The 17,303-nt window shown below is 60.5% G+C and carries 13 protein-coding genes and 1 riboswitch; of the genes, 5 read left to right on the top strand and 8 right to left on the bottom strand.

Going from position 1 to position 17,303, the window contains the following annotated elements; all coding sequences use genetic code 11:
* Positions 1–55: 55 nt before the first annotated feature.
* Positions 56–2,773, bottom strand: a complete 2,718-nt coding sequence (locus DXC79_RS06170; RefSeq protein ID WP_117635525.1) for an EAL domain-containing protein — start codon at positions 2,771–2,773, stop codon at positions 56–58.
* 324 nt (positions 2,774–3,097) lie between these two features.
* Here DXC79_RS06170 and DXC79_RS06165 point away from each other — a divergent pair, with 324 nt between their 5' ends.
* The gene (locus DXC79_RS06165; protein ID WP_117635524.1) at positions 3,098–3,967 is read left to right on the top strand and encodes a patatin family protein; all 870 of its coding nucleotides are present in this window, start codon (positions 3,098–3,100) and stop codon (positions 3,965–3,967) included.
* Between the two features lie 236 nt (positions 3,968–4,203).
* Here the strand turns inward: DXC79_RS06165 and DXC79_RS06160 are convergent, their stop codons facing one another.
* The 3 genes from DXC79_RS06160 to thiM are packed head-to-tail and all read right to left on the bottom strand — an operon-like array spanning position 4,204 to position 6,080.
* On the bottom strand, positions 4,204–4,899 hold the full coding sequence (locus tag DXC79_RS06160; protein WP_117635523.1) for a thiamine phosphate synthase: 696 nt from the start codon (positions 4,897–4,899) through the stop codon (positions 4,204–4,206).
* Positions 4,896–5,237, bottom strand: coding sequence for a thiamine-binding protein (locus tag DXC79_RS06155; protein WP_233502661.1), 342 nt, complete (start codon positions 5,235–5,237; stop codon positions 4,896–4,898). Before DXC79_RS06155 ends, DXC79_RS06160 begins: the two co-directional genes overlap by 4 nt.
* Positions 5,238–5,240: 3 nt before the next feature.
* The gene (thiM, locus tag DXC79_RS06150) at positions 5,241–6,080 is read right to left on the bottom strand and encodes a hydroxyethylthiazole kinase (RefSeq protein WP_117635522.1); all 840 of its coding nucleotides are present in this window, start codon (positions 6,078–6,080) and stop codon (positions 5,241–5,243) included.
* Positions 6,081–6,131: 51 nt separating this feature from the next.
* A riboswitch (TPP riboswitch) is annotated at positions 6,132–6,242 on the bottom strand.
* 163 nt (positions 6,243–6,405) lie between these two features.
* On the opposite strand from thiM, the gene DXC79_RS06145 reads away from it, so the two are divergent.
* The 4 genes from DXC79_RS06145 (at position 6,406) to DXC79_RS06130 (ending at position 10,967) form a co-directional block, all read left to right on the top strand.
* The gene (locus tag DXC79_RS06145; protein WP_117635521.1) at positions 6,406–7,314 is read left to right on the top strand and encodes an HAD-IIB family hydrolase; all 909 of its coding nucleotides are present in this window, start codon (positions 6,406–6,408) and stop codon (positions 7,312–7,314) included.
* 10 nt (positions 7,315–7,324) lie between these two features.
* The gene (locus DXC79_RS06140; protein ID WP_117635520.1) at positions 7,325–8,221 is read left to right on the top strand and encodes a LysR family transcriptional regulator; all 897 of its coding nucleotides are present in this window, start codon (positions 7,325–7,327) and stop codon (positions 8,219–8,221) included.
* A gap of 155 nt (positions 8,222–8,376) precedes the next feature.
* The gene (locus tag DXC79_RS06135; RefSeq protein ID WP_233503027.1) at positions 8,377–9,510 is read left to right on the top strand and encodes a 5-methyltetrahydropteroyltriglutamate--homocysteine S-methyltransferase; all 1,134 of its coding nucleotides are present in this window, start codon (positions 8,377–8,379) and stop codon (positions 9,508–9,510) included.
* Positions 9,511–9,632: 122 nt separating this feature from the next.
* Positions 9,633–10,967: a uracil-xanthine permease family protein gene (locus DXC79_RS06130; RefSeq protein ID WP_117635518.1), complete on the top strand. Its 1,335-nt coding sequence runs from the start codon at positions 9,633–9,635 to the stop codon at positions 10,965–10,967.
* Between the two features lie 57 nt (positions 10,968–11,024).
* Here DXC79_RS06130 and DXC79_RS06125 read toward each other — a convergent pair whose 3' ends face one another.
* From DXC79_RS06125 to DXC79_RS06110, 4 genes are all read right to left on the bottom strand, one after another.
* Positions 11,025–11,690, bottom strand: coding sequence for an alpha/beta hydrolase (locus DXC79_RS06125; RefSeq protein ID WP_117635517.1), 666 nt, complete (start codon positions 11,688–11,690; stop codon positions 11,025–11,027).
* A gap of 207 nt (positions 11,691–11,897) precedes the next feature.
* Positions 11,898–13,682 carry a carbohydrate-binding domain-containing protein gene (locus DXC79_RS06120; protein WP_158550980.1) on the bottom strand — a complete coding sequence of 595 codons (1,785 nt, stop codon included), beginning with the start codon at positions 13,680–13,682 and terminating at the stop codon, positions 11,898–11,900.
* 271 nt (positions 13,683–13,953) lie between these two features.
* Complete coding sequence (locus DXC79_RS06115) at positions 13,954–15,732, bottom strand: LPXTG cell wall anchor domain-containing protein (RefSeq protein ID WP_158550979.1); 1,779 nt, start codon at positions 15,730–15,732, stop codon at positions 13,954–13,956.
* Positions 15,733–15,939: 207 nt separating this feature from the next.
* Positions 15,940–17,256: an NCS2 family permease gene (locus DXC79_RS06110; protein WP_117635514.1), complete on the bottom strand. Its 1,317-nt coding sequence runs from the start codon at positions 17,254–17,256 to the stop codon at positions 15,940–15,942.
* Positions 17,257–17,303 lie beyond the last annotated feature (47 nt).

The raw sequence follows: 17,303 nt of genomic DNA, 5'->3' as shown, positions 1-17,303 counted from the left end.
TTAGCTCATGGGAACAAACGCTCCCCTCGACGGTGGCGTTTTGCGTGCGAGCGTATTAGTTGTCGTTGCCACCATCGAGCAATGCCTCAAAATCCTCCGCCTGCATGGGGCGGTAGTAGAGGAATCCCTGAGCGTAGCGGGCGCCCATGTGGCGCAGCATGTTTGCCTGCTTGTCCGTCTCGACGCCTTCGATCACAACGGGCAGATGGAGTGACTGCGCCATCTCGAGCATTGATGAGATGATTTGCACGCTGCGGCCCTCATCGCCGTTATCGGGCACAAACGTGCGATCGAGCTTGATGACGTCGACGTTGACGTTCTTGAGCATCGCGAGCGTGGACTGGCCGGTGCCAAAATCGTCCATATAGGTCGAGAAGCCGCGGGTGTGCAGGTCGGCCGTTAGTTTATCCACGGCCTCGGACTCTCCCGTATAAGCTGTCTCGGTGATCTCGATGCGCATGAGCTCGGGCGGCAGGTTGTATTGGGCGGCGAGCGCTCCCATATGCTCGGCAACGTTGCAGGCGAGGATATCCACGCGCGACACATTAAGCGAGATCGGAACCACGCGAAGCCCCCGATTGATGCGCTCGCGCAGCCACAAGGCAACGCCCTGCCAAACGTATTTGTCGAGCGTCACCACAAAACCGCTTTCTTCGAGAGCGGGGATAAAGGTGGCGGGCGAAATGAGGGAGCCATCCTTGTCGATCCAGCGCGTGAGCGCTTCGGCGCCAATGATCTCGCCGGTTTCCATGTCGACCTGGGGCTGCAGGTAGTAGGTAATACGGCCGTTGGAGAGCGCGTACTGGAATTCGGTCAGCGTGCGGTGGAACGCGATTTCGCGCTCGTACTCCTCGGGGCGGAAAATGGCAATGCGCTCCTTAAAGTCGTTTTTTGCGCGCCGATTGGTAAACATGGCCTTGGCCTGCGCATCGATGGTGATTTTCTCGTTGGAGTCGATGGGGTAGACGCCCATGGACGGCCAGAATCCCACGCCGTCATCATACTTGGCCACGGCCTGGCGAACGCGGCTATAGATCTGATGGACGGTGTCGTGTTCAAAGGGGATGAGTATGCAAAAGTCGTCTTGGCCCCAGTACCCTGCGACGCCCATGTTGGCATTCTCGATGTCCTTGAGGACCGTGCCCACATCGGCGAGCATGCGGTCGCCCTCGGCCTGTCCGTGCCATTCGTTGAACAGTCGCATGTGTCCCATATCGACGGTGGCGATACACCAGGCGCCGTTGCGCCTTGTCTCGAGAAATTCGTTGGCGCGGCGCATAAACTCGCTGGGTCGATAGAGACCCGTGAGCGAATCGATGCGTTCGGCGATGGCGCTTTTGCGCTCAATCTCAGGTATGGGGAGGCTGTCGTTGGGAACAAGCCCGCCGGCCGCACGAAGACGACGGTCGAGCTCGCCTAAAACGGCGGTCGCTTGATTGATTAAGCGCTCGTAAAAGGCCGGAACGACGAGGCAGACGGGGGTAATGGTATCGCCCGCGATTTGAACAGGAGCGAAAACGGCCTCTTTTAGATGATGGACTAGTTGCTCGAATGCCCCGTGGTCCAAATCGTTGCTGAGTACGACAAACTGGACGCTTCGTGAGCGGTAGACGCGACTCCTGCCACGGGTGATCGACAACATGCGGCCTGCGTATTCGGCGAGCATGTTGTCGACAGCCTCGGCTCCGTAAAGCTCGTTGAGCTTTGTCGTGCCGCGAACGCGCACCGCTATAAGTCCCGTCTCGCAACAGTCGCGACGGCAGGCATCGATAGCGTTGAGCAGCATGCGCTGCGTTCCAAGGCCCGTGGCGGCGTCGACGGTCTCGGCAAGCGAGTGGTTGACGAGCTCGCCGACATAGAGCGAAGGGACGCCTTCGTCGCCGTCGACACGAAACCCGCGAGCGCGGCAGAGAACGTAGTCACCAGTGGCATTGCGCACGCGGTATTGCATGACGCGACGGTGTTTGGAGCCGTTATAGATCTGGTCGATATCGTCGCTATAGGCCTCGAGGTCATCGGGGTGGACACGTGTTTTCCAGTAATCGTGGCAGTTGTCGATATGCTCGGAAGGAAGACCGAGATCGCGCAGGGCGCCTTGTGACCAAAGGGTGCGATGTTTGTCCAGGTTTTCGATAAAGAAATAGCGGCCTTCGTTGAGCATCGAAAGGGCGTCGAAAATGCGATCGCTAACTTCGAAGTCGTCGGCGTGAACTTGCGTGATATTGCGTCGATCGAGGTGCACGGCGTGGCGTAGTTTGAAGTCGTACATGCGATGGTCGGCATCGAGCGTCATGCGATTGGAGGCCTCACCCAGGGCGGGGTCGGCGTGCGACACTCCGTAGCTAAACGAGTGGGGCATCTTGGAATCGTTGTTTTCGAGCAGGACCTCTCGACAGTGCTCCAGACGCTCGGCAAGGTCATCCTCGGTCGCAATCGTAGACAGGATGGCAAACTCGTCGCCTCCCAGACGAAATGCCGCCTCGTCCACCTTCATATACAGCTTGAGGTAGAAGCTTACCTGCAAGATATAGCGGTTGCCCTCGTCGTGCCCAAAGATGTCGTTGCAGTGCTTAAGGTTATCGATATCGATAAACGCCATGGTCACGGGCAGTTCCTGCTCCCAGAGTTCCTCTAGGGAACGGGTAAAGGCGCCACGATTGCCCAGCCCGGTGAGCTGGTCGGTAAAGGCGGTTCTGATCAGATCGTCCTGACGCTCGAGAAGGTCGCGGATGGTCTTTTCGAGCGTTTCGGTGTAATTGCTGGGGGTATCCATGTTGCAAGCGGCTTTCTGAGGTCGGGGTGTATTGCGTCGGGCGAGCTCGTTGTACACACGCGTTGCTGCTCAACGCTTTGCGTGTATCCAGGCCCCCGCCTTGCTGCGTCGCTGGTTTAATTTGTCGGTCCGTGTTCGCTGTTGATGATTGCTCAGCAGTATAAACAACAATATTGGATTGTATATGGCTGTTCATGCTGCGGGCGGCTATTATTCGCCAAATGGTGGCGCGACGATGCGATGTTCGATGGAAATGCGACCGAGGCGATATATGTTGACGGGTATACTTGTTCCGGTTTAAAACGCAGGAACGGAGATGGTCGCATGGCACAGCCAGATACGACGCGCACGGTGGGGCTTGCGCTCGAGGGAGGCGGCTACCGCGGTATGTATACGGCAGGCGTGCTCGACGTATGGATGGAGCACGGCTTAACCTGCGACCATATGGTGGGTGTCTCGGCGGGCGCGGCGTTTGGCTACAACTTTAAATCGCGCCAGATCGGCCGCGCCATTCGCTACAACAAGGCCTATTGCGCCGACAAGCGCTATGCGAGCGTGACGAGCTGGTTGCGAACCGGTGACATGTTCAATGCCGAGTTTGCCTATCACGAGGTGCCCATCGAGCGCGATCCCATCGATCTGGAGGCATATCGCGCCTGCCCCATGCGGTTTACGTGCGTATGTACCGATCTTAAGACGGGGCAGGCCGTCTACCATGACTTGCCCTATGGCGACGAGCGCGATATCGAGTGGATCCGGGCGTCGTCGGCGATTCCGGTGGCGACACGTCCTGTTGCCATTGAGGGTCGTAAGTATTTGGATGGCGGTGTTGCGGATTCCATTCCCAGCGCTTGGCTGTTTGAGCAAGGCTATGACCGCAACGTGGTGGTGCTGACGCAGCCGGCGGGCTTTGTAAAGCAGCCCAATAGCGTGATGCCTATGCTGCGTCGCGTGTATCGTCACTATCCGGAGTTTGTTGCGGCGCTTGAGCATCGGCATGAGGTCTACAATGCCACGCTCGATGACCTGGCGCGCCGCGAGGCCTCTGGCGAGATCTTTGTGGTGCGGCCGAGCGAATCGGTGAAGGTGCCGTCGCTGTGCCGCGAGCCCGATGAGCTCGAGCGCATCTACCAGATCGGCCGCCGCGATGCGGAGGCGACGTTGCCCGCGCTGGAAGCGTATCTGGCGGGGTAGGGCAAGCTGCCGTGGACTCGGCGGAAAGCGCGTCCCAGAATGAGCGCTCAGAACGGGTTACAGTTTCCCAAGCGGTGGGGTTTCGGAAAGTACGTCCCGGAATATGCGTTCAGACTGGGATGCGGTTTCCCGTTGAGCCTCTATATGGAAAGCGCATCCCGGAATGGAGGCCCAAACTGGGATGCGCTTTCCATTGCTGAAGATATGAGGCTGCGAATCAGCTGTTCGGCCTATGCCTATGCCTGCTGCCAGGTGTCGACAAGCTCCTTGGCCGCGGCGTAGGGATCGTCGGCGCTGCAGACGGCGCTCACCACAAAGAAGCCGTCGACGCCGGTTGCCTTAAGCTGCGGCAAGTCGGCCGTCTTAACGCCGCCGCCCACCACGATGGGCACGGGGCTTGCCGCGTGGAGTGCGGCCAGGTCCTCAAAGCTCTTGGTGATGATGGAGCCATCGGCTGCGCGTCCGCAGTCGCGCTTGGTCTCGGTCTCGTGGAGCGGGCCGATGCCCAGGTAGTCGACCAGACTCATGTCGGCGGTCTTGACGTACTCGAGCATTTCCTCGCAACGGGCCGAAAGGCCCACGATGGCGTCGGGGCCCAGCAGCTTGCGACAGACCTCGACGGGAATATCGCTCTGGCCCACGTGCACGCCGTCGACCGCAATGCCCTGCTCGCGTGCGGCGAGTACGCAGTCAAGGCGGTCATCGATCAGCAAGGCGACCTGACCGGTCTTGCCGGCCTGTGCGATTGCCTGCGCGGCGTCGCCGGTCAGCGCAATGATCTCGCGGGCGCTTGCCACCTTGGAGCGCACCTGAATGCAGGTAAAGCCGGCGTCGAGCGTCTGGGCCACCACATCGCCCACGGGGCGTCCGAGGGTGTTTTCGGGGCCGAGCACCAGATAGGCCGAGATATCAAGGTTGTCGCGGATGCTCATCGTGCTTCCTCCTGCTTTTTGATCTGCGCTTCCATGCGCTCGAGTTTGCCGGTCATGGTGTCGGTAAATCCAGGTCGAATATCGGCTTTGAGCACGACTTCGGTTCGGATGCCCTTGTTCGCTAACACAAAGGTCGCGTCGCGCACGACCTGCATGACCTCGTCCCAGTCGCCCTCGATCTCGGTGAACATCGAGGTGGTGCGGTTGGGAAGGCCGCTCTCGCGAATGACGCGCACGACCTCGGCGACCTCGGCGGACAGTTCATCGCCGGTGCCGCACGGGGCGATGGCCACAGCGACGAGCGTGTTCATGCCGGCATTGGTTGCGGGCTCGGACATGGCTTATGCCTCCTCGAGCTCGAGTTGGTTATCGGCGATGTCTTGGGCGGTTGCGCGGTAGAGCTCGTCGATAAAGGCGACCTTAAAGCTTGCCGGGGCATCGGCGACGGCGGCGGCACGCGTGCCGGCGACGTTGTAGACGGCGGTACCGCAGACGGCTGCCGTAAACGGATCGGCAGCGCAGGCGTACACGGCCAGCACGCCGCCCTGCGAGCAACCGCAGCCGGTAATCTTGGACATGAGCGGGCTGCCGCCGTGGGATTTGGCCACGGTCGTGCCGTCGGTAATCAGGTCGACTTCGCCCGAGACCACAACGGCGCCGCCGGTGTAGCGAGCGAGCGCCACGGCGGCATCGCGGGCGGCGTCGACCGTGTCGGTGGTATCGACACCACGTACGCGGCTCAGATCGGCCGACTCGCCCTCAAGACCCCACAGGCCGGAGAGTGCGATGATCTCGGAGGCGTTGCCGCGTACGATGGCGGGCTTGTACTGCTTGAGCTCGTTTACCAGCTGGGTGCGCAGGCTGCCGATGCCCAGTCCAACCGGATCGAGCACCCAGGGCTTGCCGGCGTCGTGGGCCGCCTTGGCCGCGCGGGGAATCGTCTGCTCGTAGATGGGGAAGAGTGTGCCCATGTTCAGATAGATGGCGCCGCCGCCGGCAACGAGCGCCTCGCCCTCGTCGGGCAGATAGACCATGGCGGCCGATCCGCCCACGGCGAGCTGCGCGTTGGCGACAAAGTCAATCGTCACCGTGTTGGTGATGGAGCCCGCCATCGGATTGGTGGCGCGAATCTCCTCCACGGCCTTGACCACGTTTTGCTTGAGCTGTTTCGAATCGATCACTGCACATGCCTCCTTGGCATAGAAAAGGGGCGCTGTGCATAGACAGCGCCCCTAAAAAGGCGGCATGCTCCCTACGCCAGCATTAACTGACAGGTTCAAAGGATTGGGCCCCATGCCCTCTCAGCCTTGTGGTTTGCACCGCCGGCACTCCCGCATCGAATCTGTTGTTCCCTATACTAGCGCACCTGCCAAAAAGGGACAGGTTTATTTTGGCAGGTAACAACTGGGGCTTTGCGTTTTCCCAGATAAAACCTGCCAATATAAACCTGTCTCTTTTTGGCAGGTCGGTACAATAGACGGGATTAAGAATGACCGAGGGGGCCTTATGATTAAACTTGTGCTGACCGATATGGACGATACGCTGATTCCAGCCGGGCATGACGGCGCCAGCGACTACGCCATCGAGGGCATTCATGCCCTGCAGGCGGCGGGTCTGCACTTTGGCCCGGTTTCGGGTCGCCAGCCCTCCGCGATGGGCTGGATGTTCCGCAATCGCGCCGAGTGCTTCTCGACCGGCGCGTTCTGCAACGGCCAGGTCATGTTTGTGGACGGCGAGGTGGTAGCCTCGCATGCGACCGACAACGCCGCCCTTATGCGCTTGGCTGACTACTTGGAGCAAGAGACCGACGATACGTATCTGAAGGTCTACGGCCTGGGTGATGACTTTTGGGGCAACGATGCCTATTGTGTGACGAGCGACCCCGAGCGCGTGCGCCGCGCCATGGAGTCGGGCGGCAACGCATGGCTCAAGGGCGAAGAGGCCCCGTGCCGTCCTGTCGTCGATGACGCGTCGGTGTTCAAGGCGAATATCTGGAGTGCTCGTTCGCGTGAGGAGCTCGCGGAGCTACGCGAGCGCGTTGCCGCTGAGGTGCCGGAACTCTCGCTCGTGTTTCCCAACAATCGTGTGCGCCTGTTCGACATTCTTCCAGCAGGTTGGGACAAGGGTTGCGCTGCGCTGGAGCTGGCGCGCGCTTTGGACCTGACGTCCGACGAGGTGGCCGTATTTGGCGATTCCGATAACGACCTGCCCATGATCGGTGCCGTCCCCAACTCCGTTGCAGTCGCCAATGCCAACGAGGCCGTCACGGCTGCCGCGCGCTGGCATATCGGCGCTGCGGCAGACGATGCGGTTGCCGGGGCTCTGCATCAGATTGCCGCCTGCGCCGCGACGGGGGAGATGCCGTCGTTTATGCGTCAGGCAGATGCGGCGGGTTCGGGTTTCGCGGACGTCTAGGGAGGCCATCATGAAGCTTCAACAGCTCAGGTATGTCGTCAAAGTTGCCGAATGCGGCAGCATCACCGAGGCCTCGCGCCGGCTCTTTGTGTCGCAGCCTTCGATTACCGCGTCGATCCGCGATCTCGAAAACGAGATGGGTGTGCACATCTTTGAGCGCACCAACAAGGGTGTCATTGTGTCCGAGGAGGGCGAGACCTTCTTGGGCTACGCGCGCCAGGTGCTCGACCAGGCGGATCTGCTCGAAGGCAAGTACAAGGGCGCGTCCGAGCAGGTGCCGCACTTTAGTGTGAGCTGCCAGCATTATTCCTTTGCCGTCAACGCGTTTGTCGATGTGATCCGTGAGTTCGATGCCGCGCGCTACGACTTTACCCTGCGCGAGGAGCAGACTCACGAGATTATCGAGGACGTCGCGCATATGAAAAGCGAATTGGGCATCCTATATCTGTCCGAGCACAACCGCGAGGTCATCGAGCGCATGCTCGCTGCCAATGAGCTTGTGTTTGAGGGACTCTTTTGCGCCGCGCCGCACGTTTTTGTATGCGCCGACCATCCGCTGGCGGCCCGCTCCAGCGTGACGCTCGAGGACTTGGAAGACTACCCGTTCCTGTCCTACGAGCAGGGCAGTTACAACTCGTTTTACTATTCCGAGGAGCTGACCTCGACGTTTGAGCGTCGCAAGAATATCCGCGTGCGCGACCGTGCGACGTTGTTCAACCTGGCCATGGGCCTCAACGGCTACACGGTGTGCTCGGGCGTGATTAGCCACGAACTCAACGGCCCCGGCATTATCTCGATTCCGCTCGATGTGGATGAGTACATGGAGATCGGCATCATCACGCGCAAGAACACGACGCTTACGCGCTACGGTCAAGCCTATATCGACGCGATCCGTCAGCATATCTAGACTGCTGCGTCCTGCACAGGTCAAATCTCTTCATGGCAGTCCCAACTGATATAGGAAGCATCTATATCAAACTGTTATAAACGTATATTTTACGATGGCTATATGAGCGCTCATACTCTGTCCCAGTAAAGCAACCAATGCAAAGGGAGATATCTATGAGCACTTCAATTCAACCGAACGCGCCGTTTCGCGCTGATATCGTCGGCAGCTTTCTTCGTCCGCAGGCCGTAAAGGATGCCCGCGCTGCCTATGCGGCAGGCACGCTTGATGCCGAGGGGCTTAAGGCCGTCGAGGATGAGGCTATTCGCGACCTGGTGGACAAGCAAAAGGCCGCTGGCCTGCAGGTGATTACCGATGGCGAGTTTCGTCGCAGTTACTGGCACCTCGACTTTATGTGGGGGCTCAACGGCATTGAACGCCGCACCTCGCGTACGGGCTATATGTTCCACGACGAGGAGACCACGGCCGATACCGCCGTGGTGACCGGCCCCATCAGCGGCGAGAACCACCCCTTCGTCGAGCACTTTAAGTTTGTCAAGGCACTCGAGGGGGAGGGTCAGGTTGCGCGTCAGACCATTCCGGCGCCGATTCAGACGTTCTCGGAGGTTACGCTCGACCGCTGCGATGGCCAGCAGGAGAGCCTGCGCGCTGTCTATAAGACCGATGAGGAACTTGCCGACGCAATTGCAGCCGCTTATCGCACGGTGATCGCCGACCTGTATGCCGCAGGCTGCCGCAACATTCAATTTGATGACTGCACCTGGGGCATCTATTGCGATACCGACTTTGTGTCCAAGACCGGCATGAGCCCGGTTGACCTGCAAAGGGTGAGCGAGCTGGGCGTGGCGCTCAACAACGCCGCCATCGAGGACAAGCCCGACGACCTCGTCATTAACACGCACGTGTGCCGCGGCAACTACCACTCTACCTATGCTTTCGAGGGCGGCTATGACCCCATCGCGCCGTACCTGTTTGCACATGAGGATGTCGACGCATTCTACCTGGAGTTCGATACGCCGCGCGCCGGCGGTTTTGAGCCGCTCAAGTACGTTGCCCCGGGCAAGAAGGTCGTGCTGGGCTTGGTAACCACCAAGGCGGCAGAGCTCGAGAACGAGGATGTTATCGTCGAGCGCATCCGCGAAGCCGCAAAGTACGTGCCGCTCGAGAACCTGTACCTGTCGCCCCAGTGTGGCTTTGCCAGCTGCGAGATCGGCAACAAGCTGACCGAGGACGAACAGTGGGCAAAGATTGCGCTGGTTAGGCGCATTGCCGAGCGTGTCTGGAAGTAGTGCTGCCGTTCGCAGGGGCGTCGTGGTCGGAGCGGCATGCATCGCGTACAATGGTTCGGATCGTATCGTTCGGGCAGGTAATCCGATATGCCCGGGCGCCCTTCCATTATGAAAGGACATCCATGTCCCAATCCTCGACGCCCGCCGTCGCCGATGCCATCTACGATGCGTCGTCGCTCGGTCGCCCGCGCATGTTCTTGCTCGGCCTGCAGCACCTGTTTGCCATGTTTGGCGCCACGGTGTTGGTGCCCGTGCTCACCGGCCTTTCGGTTTCGGCAACGCTTTTATTTGCCGGCCTGGGCACGCTGCTCTTCCACTTCCTATCGCGCGGCAAGGTGCCAGCGTTTTTGGGATCTTCGTTTGCCTTTATTGCCGGTTATGCCGCCATCGCGCCCAACGGCGAGGCCGAGCTTTTGCCCTACGCCTGCCTAGGTGTAGCCTGTGCCGGCCTGCTCTATCCGGTGCTGGCGGCCCTGTTTCGCGCGTTTGGTGCCAAGCGCGTTATGCGCTTCTTCCCGCCGGTAGTGACTGGCCCCATCGTCATTTCCATCGGCTTGATCCTGGCAAGTTCCGCTATTGCTAACTGCCAGACCAACTGGCTTGTGGCTGTCATTGCCGTTGCCGTTATCGTCATCTGCAACATCTGGGGCCGTGGCATGGTCAAGATCGTGCCGATTTTGCTGGGCGTTGTGGTGAGCTATGCCGTTGCGGCTGCGCTCGGCGAGGTTGATTTCTCGGGCGTTGCCGCCGCTCCGTGGGTCGGTCTGCCCATCGTGTGGGACAACACCGTGTTTGCACTCTTTGGGCCGCAGTTCGATAGCGGTCTTGCCACGACGGCCATCATCACCATTATGCCGCTGGCATTTGCGACCATGATCGAGCATATCGGTGATATCTCGGCTATCGGCTCCACCTGCGAGCGTAACTACATCGCCGATCCTGGCCTGCATCGCACGCTGCTTGGCGACGGCCTGGCGACCATTCTCGCATCGCTCTTTGGCGCTCCGGCTAACACCACCTATGGCGAGAACACCGGCGTGCTCGCCCTGACGCGCGTGTTCGACCCGCGCGTGATTCGCATTGCCGCGTGTTGCGCCATCGTGCTTTCGTTCTGCCCCAAGTTCGCGGCTGTCATTGCGGCCATGCCGGCGTGCGTAATCGGCGGTGTGTCGCTCGTGCTCTATGGCATGATCAGCGCCGTGGGCGTCCGCAACCTCATCGAGAACCAGGTCGATTTCCAAAATAACCGCAACGTGCTGGTGGCCGCCCTGGTGCTCGTGCTTTCGCTCGGCATTGCGTACAGCACCGCCGGCGCCATCGTGCTGGAATTGGGCGGCGTGACGATTTCGCTTTCCGGTCTTGCCGTGGGCTCGCTGGTGGGCATTGTGCTCAACGCCATCCTGCCGGGTAACGACTTTGAGTTTGATGTCTCCGAGCTTGAGGAGGCTGCTGAGTAACAACTGCGTCCAGCTGAATCAAAAAATGGCGCCCATGCGTACGCGCGGGCGTCATTTTTAATGCGTCAATATCCAGTGGATGCCACGTGCCATGCGCAGATCGGTTTGGGCAAAGTGATTGCCGGGGTTGAGCTCCAGCGTTGTTGGAATGCCGCGCGCGACGAGCAACGCTTCCATCGCGCGTGTGTCGTCGAGTACATGCCGCATCATGCGGTTGGGTGTCTTGGTCTCCTTTTTGCCGAGTGACAGATAGACGGCCTGCGGGTTGCCGGCAAAAGGGGCCGTGCTGGCGCGATCGACAAAGTCGGGAAACCACAACGACCCCGATGCGCTTGCGGCGCGGCTAAAGGCGTCGGTTTGCCAGAGGGACCAGAGCGCGAAGAGGCCCGCGAGCGAGTAGCCGGCAATGCCGCGCCAGGTGGGCGGCTGAGGAAGCGATGACTCGGCCTCTGGGATTATCCAGTTCAACAGCTCATCGAGAAATCCGGAAGCCTGACCGCCAAAGGGCTCGGCATCGCGCACGGTACCGTCGCATCCCCAGGGGCTCAGCTCGCGATTCCAGTTGAGGCTGCCAATGCCGACAAGCGTGAAGGGCGGGCAGTTGAGCTCTCGGCAGCGTTCATAAACCTCCGTGCCGTCGCCTATGACCACGGGAAGATAGATGACTGGTGCGCTTTCGGCATGCTGTGCATGAACGGTTATCTGCTTTTGATGCGCTTTCATGACGGGCTTCTCTCGGCGTTGTGATATCGACGGCCCCCATTGTCGCACGCCGGCTCATGCAGGTTGGGCTAGACCAAAGACAATCTCGTGCATACCCTGCGGACGCATATGGAAAACGCCACCGCCGGAGGGGAGCTCGGCGGTGGCGTTGTTAAACGGTGCTGGGGCTCAGGGTCTTCGCGGGAGCTGTCATGTGCGCAAGGGTGTCTACGAGCGTTTGCGGCTCGCCATGGTGCCTGCGGCGATAGCGGCTGTTCCCGCAAGGACGGTTGCCACGATGACCGCACCCGAGGTGTCGCCGGTTGCCGCGAGCACGCCGGTAGTCTTGGCTTTCGTGATTGAAGCCGCAACGGCCTTGGTCGGCTTTGAGCCCTCAGGCTTTGGGTTCTGCTTGGACTCCGCGGGCTTGCTTTCTGCGGGCTTGGTCTCGTCGGGCTTGGGGTCTTCCGGCTTGGCTACCTCGGGAGGTGCGATGACCATGCTCTTGGCGACTGCTTTGATATAGAGGGAGTCGACCGTGGCGTCGCCCGTGCCGATGGCTTGGCCTGCCTCGTAGATGTCGTCACGGAGCTTGCGATAGCCAATGACCTTGCCGCCTTCGGGCGTCTGGATGGCGGCGTTCTCAATCTTGATGGTGCCGATTGTCTTGCCGTCAGCGCTCATGGCACGGGCAAAGATTGCCGCTGTATCTCCTTCGGCCGTTACCTTGCTGCGGATGATCGAGATGACTGCGGGTGTGACGCCCTCGCTGGTCTGGGCGATGATGCCGATGTTCTCGCCTTGGGGCTCGGGGCTCGTCTCGCCATCTTGGTTTTCGCTGTAGGGGGTGGGGCCGTCGCCGTTCTCGACATAGCGGGCTATGGCCTTGACAACGGAGTCGCTGATGTAGATGTGGCCACCCTTCTCGTTGGGTCGATCGTTTCTGGTGGAGAATGCAGCCGAAACCTCACCTTCCGCAAACGCGTCCACGGTGGAGCCGTTCTTGACGACGATGTCGTCCTGGTAGGTGAAGAGGGCGATGGCGCCACCGTATCTGCCTTTACCTGCACGGACCGTCACGTTTGCATGATCGAGGGTGATGCCCTTGTGGGCATAGACGCCATATTCAACACCGTTTACGTTGAGGGAGGCGTTTGTGGCTGCGAGGCTGCCCTTGGCCTCGACGGCAGCGTCTTTCTCGGAGCTTGCCTTGACCTGGCTGCCGTCCGAGATGTTGATATTGCCGCCGCTCCAAAGGGCCTCACCATCAGCTGAGCTTGCCTCGACCGTCCCGCCACCCTTGATGGTGAGGTTCTTGTCGGTTCCAATACCCTTGTCCTCGGTAGCCCTGGCGGTGACGGCTCCGCTGTCGTCAATCGTGATATTACCGTTTGCCCTGATGCCATCCGATGCACCCGTGGCGTTGACGTTGCCCGAACCTTTGATAGCGAGATCACCCCCGGCATTTATGGCGTCAAACCCAGTGCTCGTGGCGTTGACGGATCCGGCTCCGTCGATGTTGATATTACCCGTGGAGAGGATAGCGTCCTCAGTAGATGTCACGCTGAGCGTGCTGCCCGCGTCGCCTTGGATATTGAGCTCGGCATTCTCGTTAGTGCCATGAGAAGCCTTGATGCCTTCGATCCAGTCGGCAGTGACGATGTTGTTTCCCGAGTAATTCACGTTGAGCTTGCCTGCGGCCTGGATCTCGCCGCCGTTATAGTTGTTGAGCTTCAAGTCGTCGGCGCCGTCCCACGACCAGGTACCGGCCTCGTCGCTCGCCGCGGTGTTGTACTTGTTGCCGCCGACCTTGACCCATTCCGCTGCGAGCGAGACGCTCGGCATGAGCAGCGAGCTCACCGTGAGCGCGCACACGGCGCCCGCGACGATGCGGCGCGTCACGCGGCGCCAGCTGCCGTGTGCGAGTCCTATGCGACGGCGAACGTCGGGTTCGGCAACATGGGTTCCGGCGGTAGTGTCATTGCGTTTGGGGGTCGTGAACAAGGCTGCCATGGCTGCTCCCGTTCTCATAGGGCCTGTACGACTAGATTCAGCGTATCTGCTGGATGTTGCCGGCGGTAGTGCCGTTTGGAGGGCAAAATGGCCAAAATGGGGGAGAAATAGGCCGCACGCCGGCGCAGGGACCGGCGCTAAAAGAAAAGCGCGGGGCCGCATGGCGACTCCGCGCTTTATTGTTCAGCTTTTGCAGCCTTGCCCTTACGCTACGAAGAAGTAGACGAGGAAGGCAAGGGCTGCGATCCACCCGTCCTGTGCGAAAAAGTGTTTACGAGCGCTTGCGGCTCACCACGGCGCCCGCGGCGATGGCGGCTGTTCCCGCAAGGGCGGCTGCCACGATGGCTGTGCTCGAGGCGTCGCCGGTTGCTGCGAGTTTGCCGGCGATCTTGGCTCCCGTGGCTGCAACTGCAACGGTCTTGGTTGTCTTCGTGACCTCGGACTTGGAACCCTCGGGCTTGGTCTCGCCGGACTTTTCCTCGGGTTTGATCTCCTCGGGAGGCACGGTGACCGTGCGCTTGGCGACAGCGGCGTCATAGGGGGAGTCGATCGTGGCGTCGCCCGTGCCGATGGTTTGACCTGCCTCGTAGGAGATGCTGGGGCCGCACTCTTCTTCGTAGCGATAGTTAATGATCTTGCCGCCTGCGGGCGTCTGGATGGGAGCGCCTTCGATCTCGATGGTGCCGATCGCCTTGCCATCCTCGCTTATGGCAAGAGCGAAGATTGCCGCCGTGTCTCCCTCGGCCGTGAGCTTGCTGCGGACGATCGAGATACTCGCGGGTGTGATGCCCTCGTAGGTCTGGGCGAAGATACCGATGTTCAGACCCCTAGGCTCAGGGATGACCTCGCCGCTTTGGTCGTTGCTGTAGTGATCGGGGCCATCGCCACCGGTCTCGACATAGCGGGCTATAGCCTTAACAACGGAGTCGCTGATGTAGATGTGGCCGCCAGCGACGTTTGGCTGGTGGTTTCTGGTAGAGATTGCAACCGAGAATTTGCCTTCTGCGAACGCGTCCACGATGGAACCATTCTTGATGACGATGTCGTCCCCGTCAGTGATGAGGGCGATGGCCTGGCCGCCGCTCGCGCTTGTGCGGACCGTCACGGTCGCGTGATCGAGCGTAACGCCCTTGTAGGCATAGACACCATATTCAACACCGCTTGCGTCAAGGGAGGCGTTCGTGACCGCGAGACTACCCTCAGCGTCGACGGCAAGATCTCCCTGGGAGCTTGCCTCGACCTGGCTGCCGCCCGAGATGTCGATGTTGCCGTCAGCCCAAATCGCCGCTTCTTCTATCGAGCTTGCTTCTACCTTGCCACCGCCTTTGATGATCAGGTCACTGCCCGCGGCGATGCCGTAACCTTCGCTTCCTTTAGCGATCACTGTGCCAGAGGAATCGATGGTGGTCTTGCCCTTGGATTGGATGCCTTCGGTACCGCCCGTTGCATTCACGGTGCCCGAGCCCGTGATAGAGAGATCGCCCTTTGCCTCAATTCCGTCGGAAGTAGTGCTTGTGGTGTTCACAGTGCCTGGGCCAGAAATGGAGAGGTCGCCTGTGGATTTAATTGCATCGGCCTCAGCTGTCACATTGAGCTCATCCGTGCTATTCGAGCTCGTTATGTTCAACTCTGCTTTCTGGCTAGTGCCATCCTGCGCCTTGATGGCGGCTCCGGTGTAATCGGGCTCGGTTTTCACGGTGTTCTTGCCCTCGTAGGCAATGTTGAGCTTGCCCGCAGCCTGGATCGCACCGCCGTTATAGCCGTTGAGTTTCATGTCGTCGGCGCCGTCCCAGGCCCAGGTGCCGGCCTCGTCGCCTGCTGCAGTGTTGTACTGAGTGCCGCCGACGTTGACCCACTCGGCTGCGAGCGAGATGCTCGGCATGAGCAGCGAGCTTACCGTAAGCGCGCATACGGCGCCTACAACGATGCGGCGTGTCACGCGGCGCCAGCTGCCGTGTGCGAGCAGCGTGCGACGGCGCACGTCGGGCTCGATAAAATGGGCTCCAGAGGTTTTGTCATTGCGCTTGGGGGTCGTGAACAAGGCGGCCATGGTTACTCCCATCCTCATAGGGCCTATGCGGATATTTCCAGCATATCTGCAGGATGTAGCCGTCGGTAGTGCCGTTTGGAGAGCAAAACGTCCAAAACTTGCGAAGCAATACATCGCGCGTCCGTGTGGTGCCTGGCTTTAAAAGCAAAGCGCGGAGCCGCTCGATGCGACTCCGCGCTTTGCTGTTTGGTATTGCGAATCTTGCGCCTACGCTACGAAGAAGTAGACGAGGAAGGCAAGGGCTGCGATCCACATGAGCGGCTTGATCTTGGAGGCCTCGCCCTTAAAGAGCGCGACGATCACGTAGGCGATAAAGCCCAGGCCAATGCCGGAGGAGATGGAGTAGGTGAAGGGCACGCCGGCGACAATCATGAACGCCGGGAAGCCCTGCGACACGTCGGACCAGTCGATCTCGGAGGCCTCGCTCATCATGAGGTAGCCGACGTAGACCAGAGCACCGCAGGTGGCGGCACTGGAAACGATGGTGACGATGGGGGAGAAGAACGCGGCGAGAATGAACAGCACGCCGGTGGTGACGGAGGTGAGGCCCGTGCGACCACCGTCGGCAGCGCCAGAGGTGGACTCGACGAAGGTAGTGATGGAGGAGACGCCCATAAAGCCACCGGCAGCAGCGGCCACGGAGTCGACGACCAGGATGGGACGGATGTCCTCGACATTGCCGTCCTCGGTCAAGAACTCGCCCTGCTTGGCGACGGCCATCGCGGTGCCCATGGTGTCAAAGAAGTCGCTCATGAGCAGCGAGAAGGCAACGACGAGCAGCATCGGGTCGGTCAGGACCTTCACGATGGCAAGGTTGCCGTCGGCAGTGCTGGCAAACGGGGCGCCGAAGGTCGAGAAGTCGAGCGGTGCGATGAGGCCCTCGGGCGCATGGGTGACGCCCAGCGGGATTCCGGCGATAACGGCGACGATGATGCCGATGAGCAGCGAGCCCGGCACGTTGCGGGAAGCCAGGGCAACCGTCACGACGATGGAGATGATGCCGACGATAAAGGTGGGGGAGGCGATGTCGCCCAGGCCGACGAGCGTACCGGCGCCAGCGGTGATGATGCCGGCGTCGCACAGGCCGATCATGGCGATAAACAGGCCCAGACCCACCGAGATGGCGTGGCGCAGGACCACGGGGATGGCGTCCATGATGGCCTCGCGCAGGCCGCACAGGACGAGCAGCAAGATGACGATACCCTCGAGGAAGATAACGCTCATGGCCACGTGCCAGTCGCCGCCGCACATGGTGGTGGCGATGCCCGCGATCATGGCGTTGATGCCCAGACCCGACGCGCAGGCGAGCGGGCGGTTGGCGAAGATGCCCATGCAGATGGTCATGATGCCGCCGGCGCCCAGGCAGGTGGCGCAGGCGAGCGCTCCCGCATCGATGCCAGCGCCCGAGAGCACTGCGGGGTTGACGGCGATGATGTAGGCCATCGCCAGGAATGTTGTCAGTCCAGCGCGAAGTTCGGTCCCGATTGTGGACTTGCGCTCACTGACGTGAAAAAGTTCGTCCATGCATACCCTTTCCTTGTTCGGCCCCGAGTTTAGGCCGATTGACACGA

The sequence above is a fragment of the Collinsella sp. TF08-11AT genome, from assembly GCF_003437035.1.
Classification (GTDB): domain Bacteria; phylum Actinomycetota; class Coriobacteriia; order Coriobacteriales; family Coriobacteriaceae; genus Collinsella.
The sequence above is the reverse complement of the archived record's forward strand: the minus strand, read 5'-3'. Positions and strand labels throughout refer to the sequence as shown.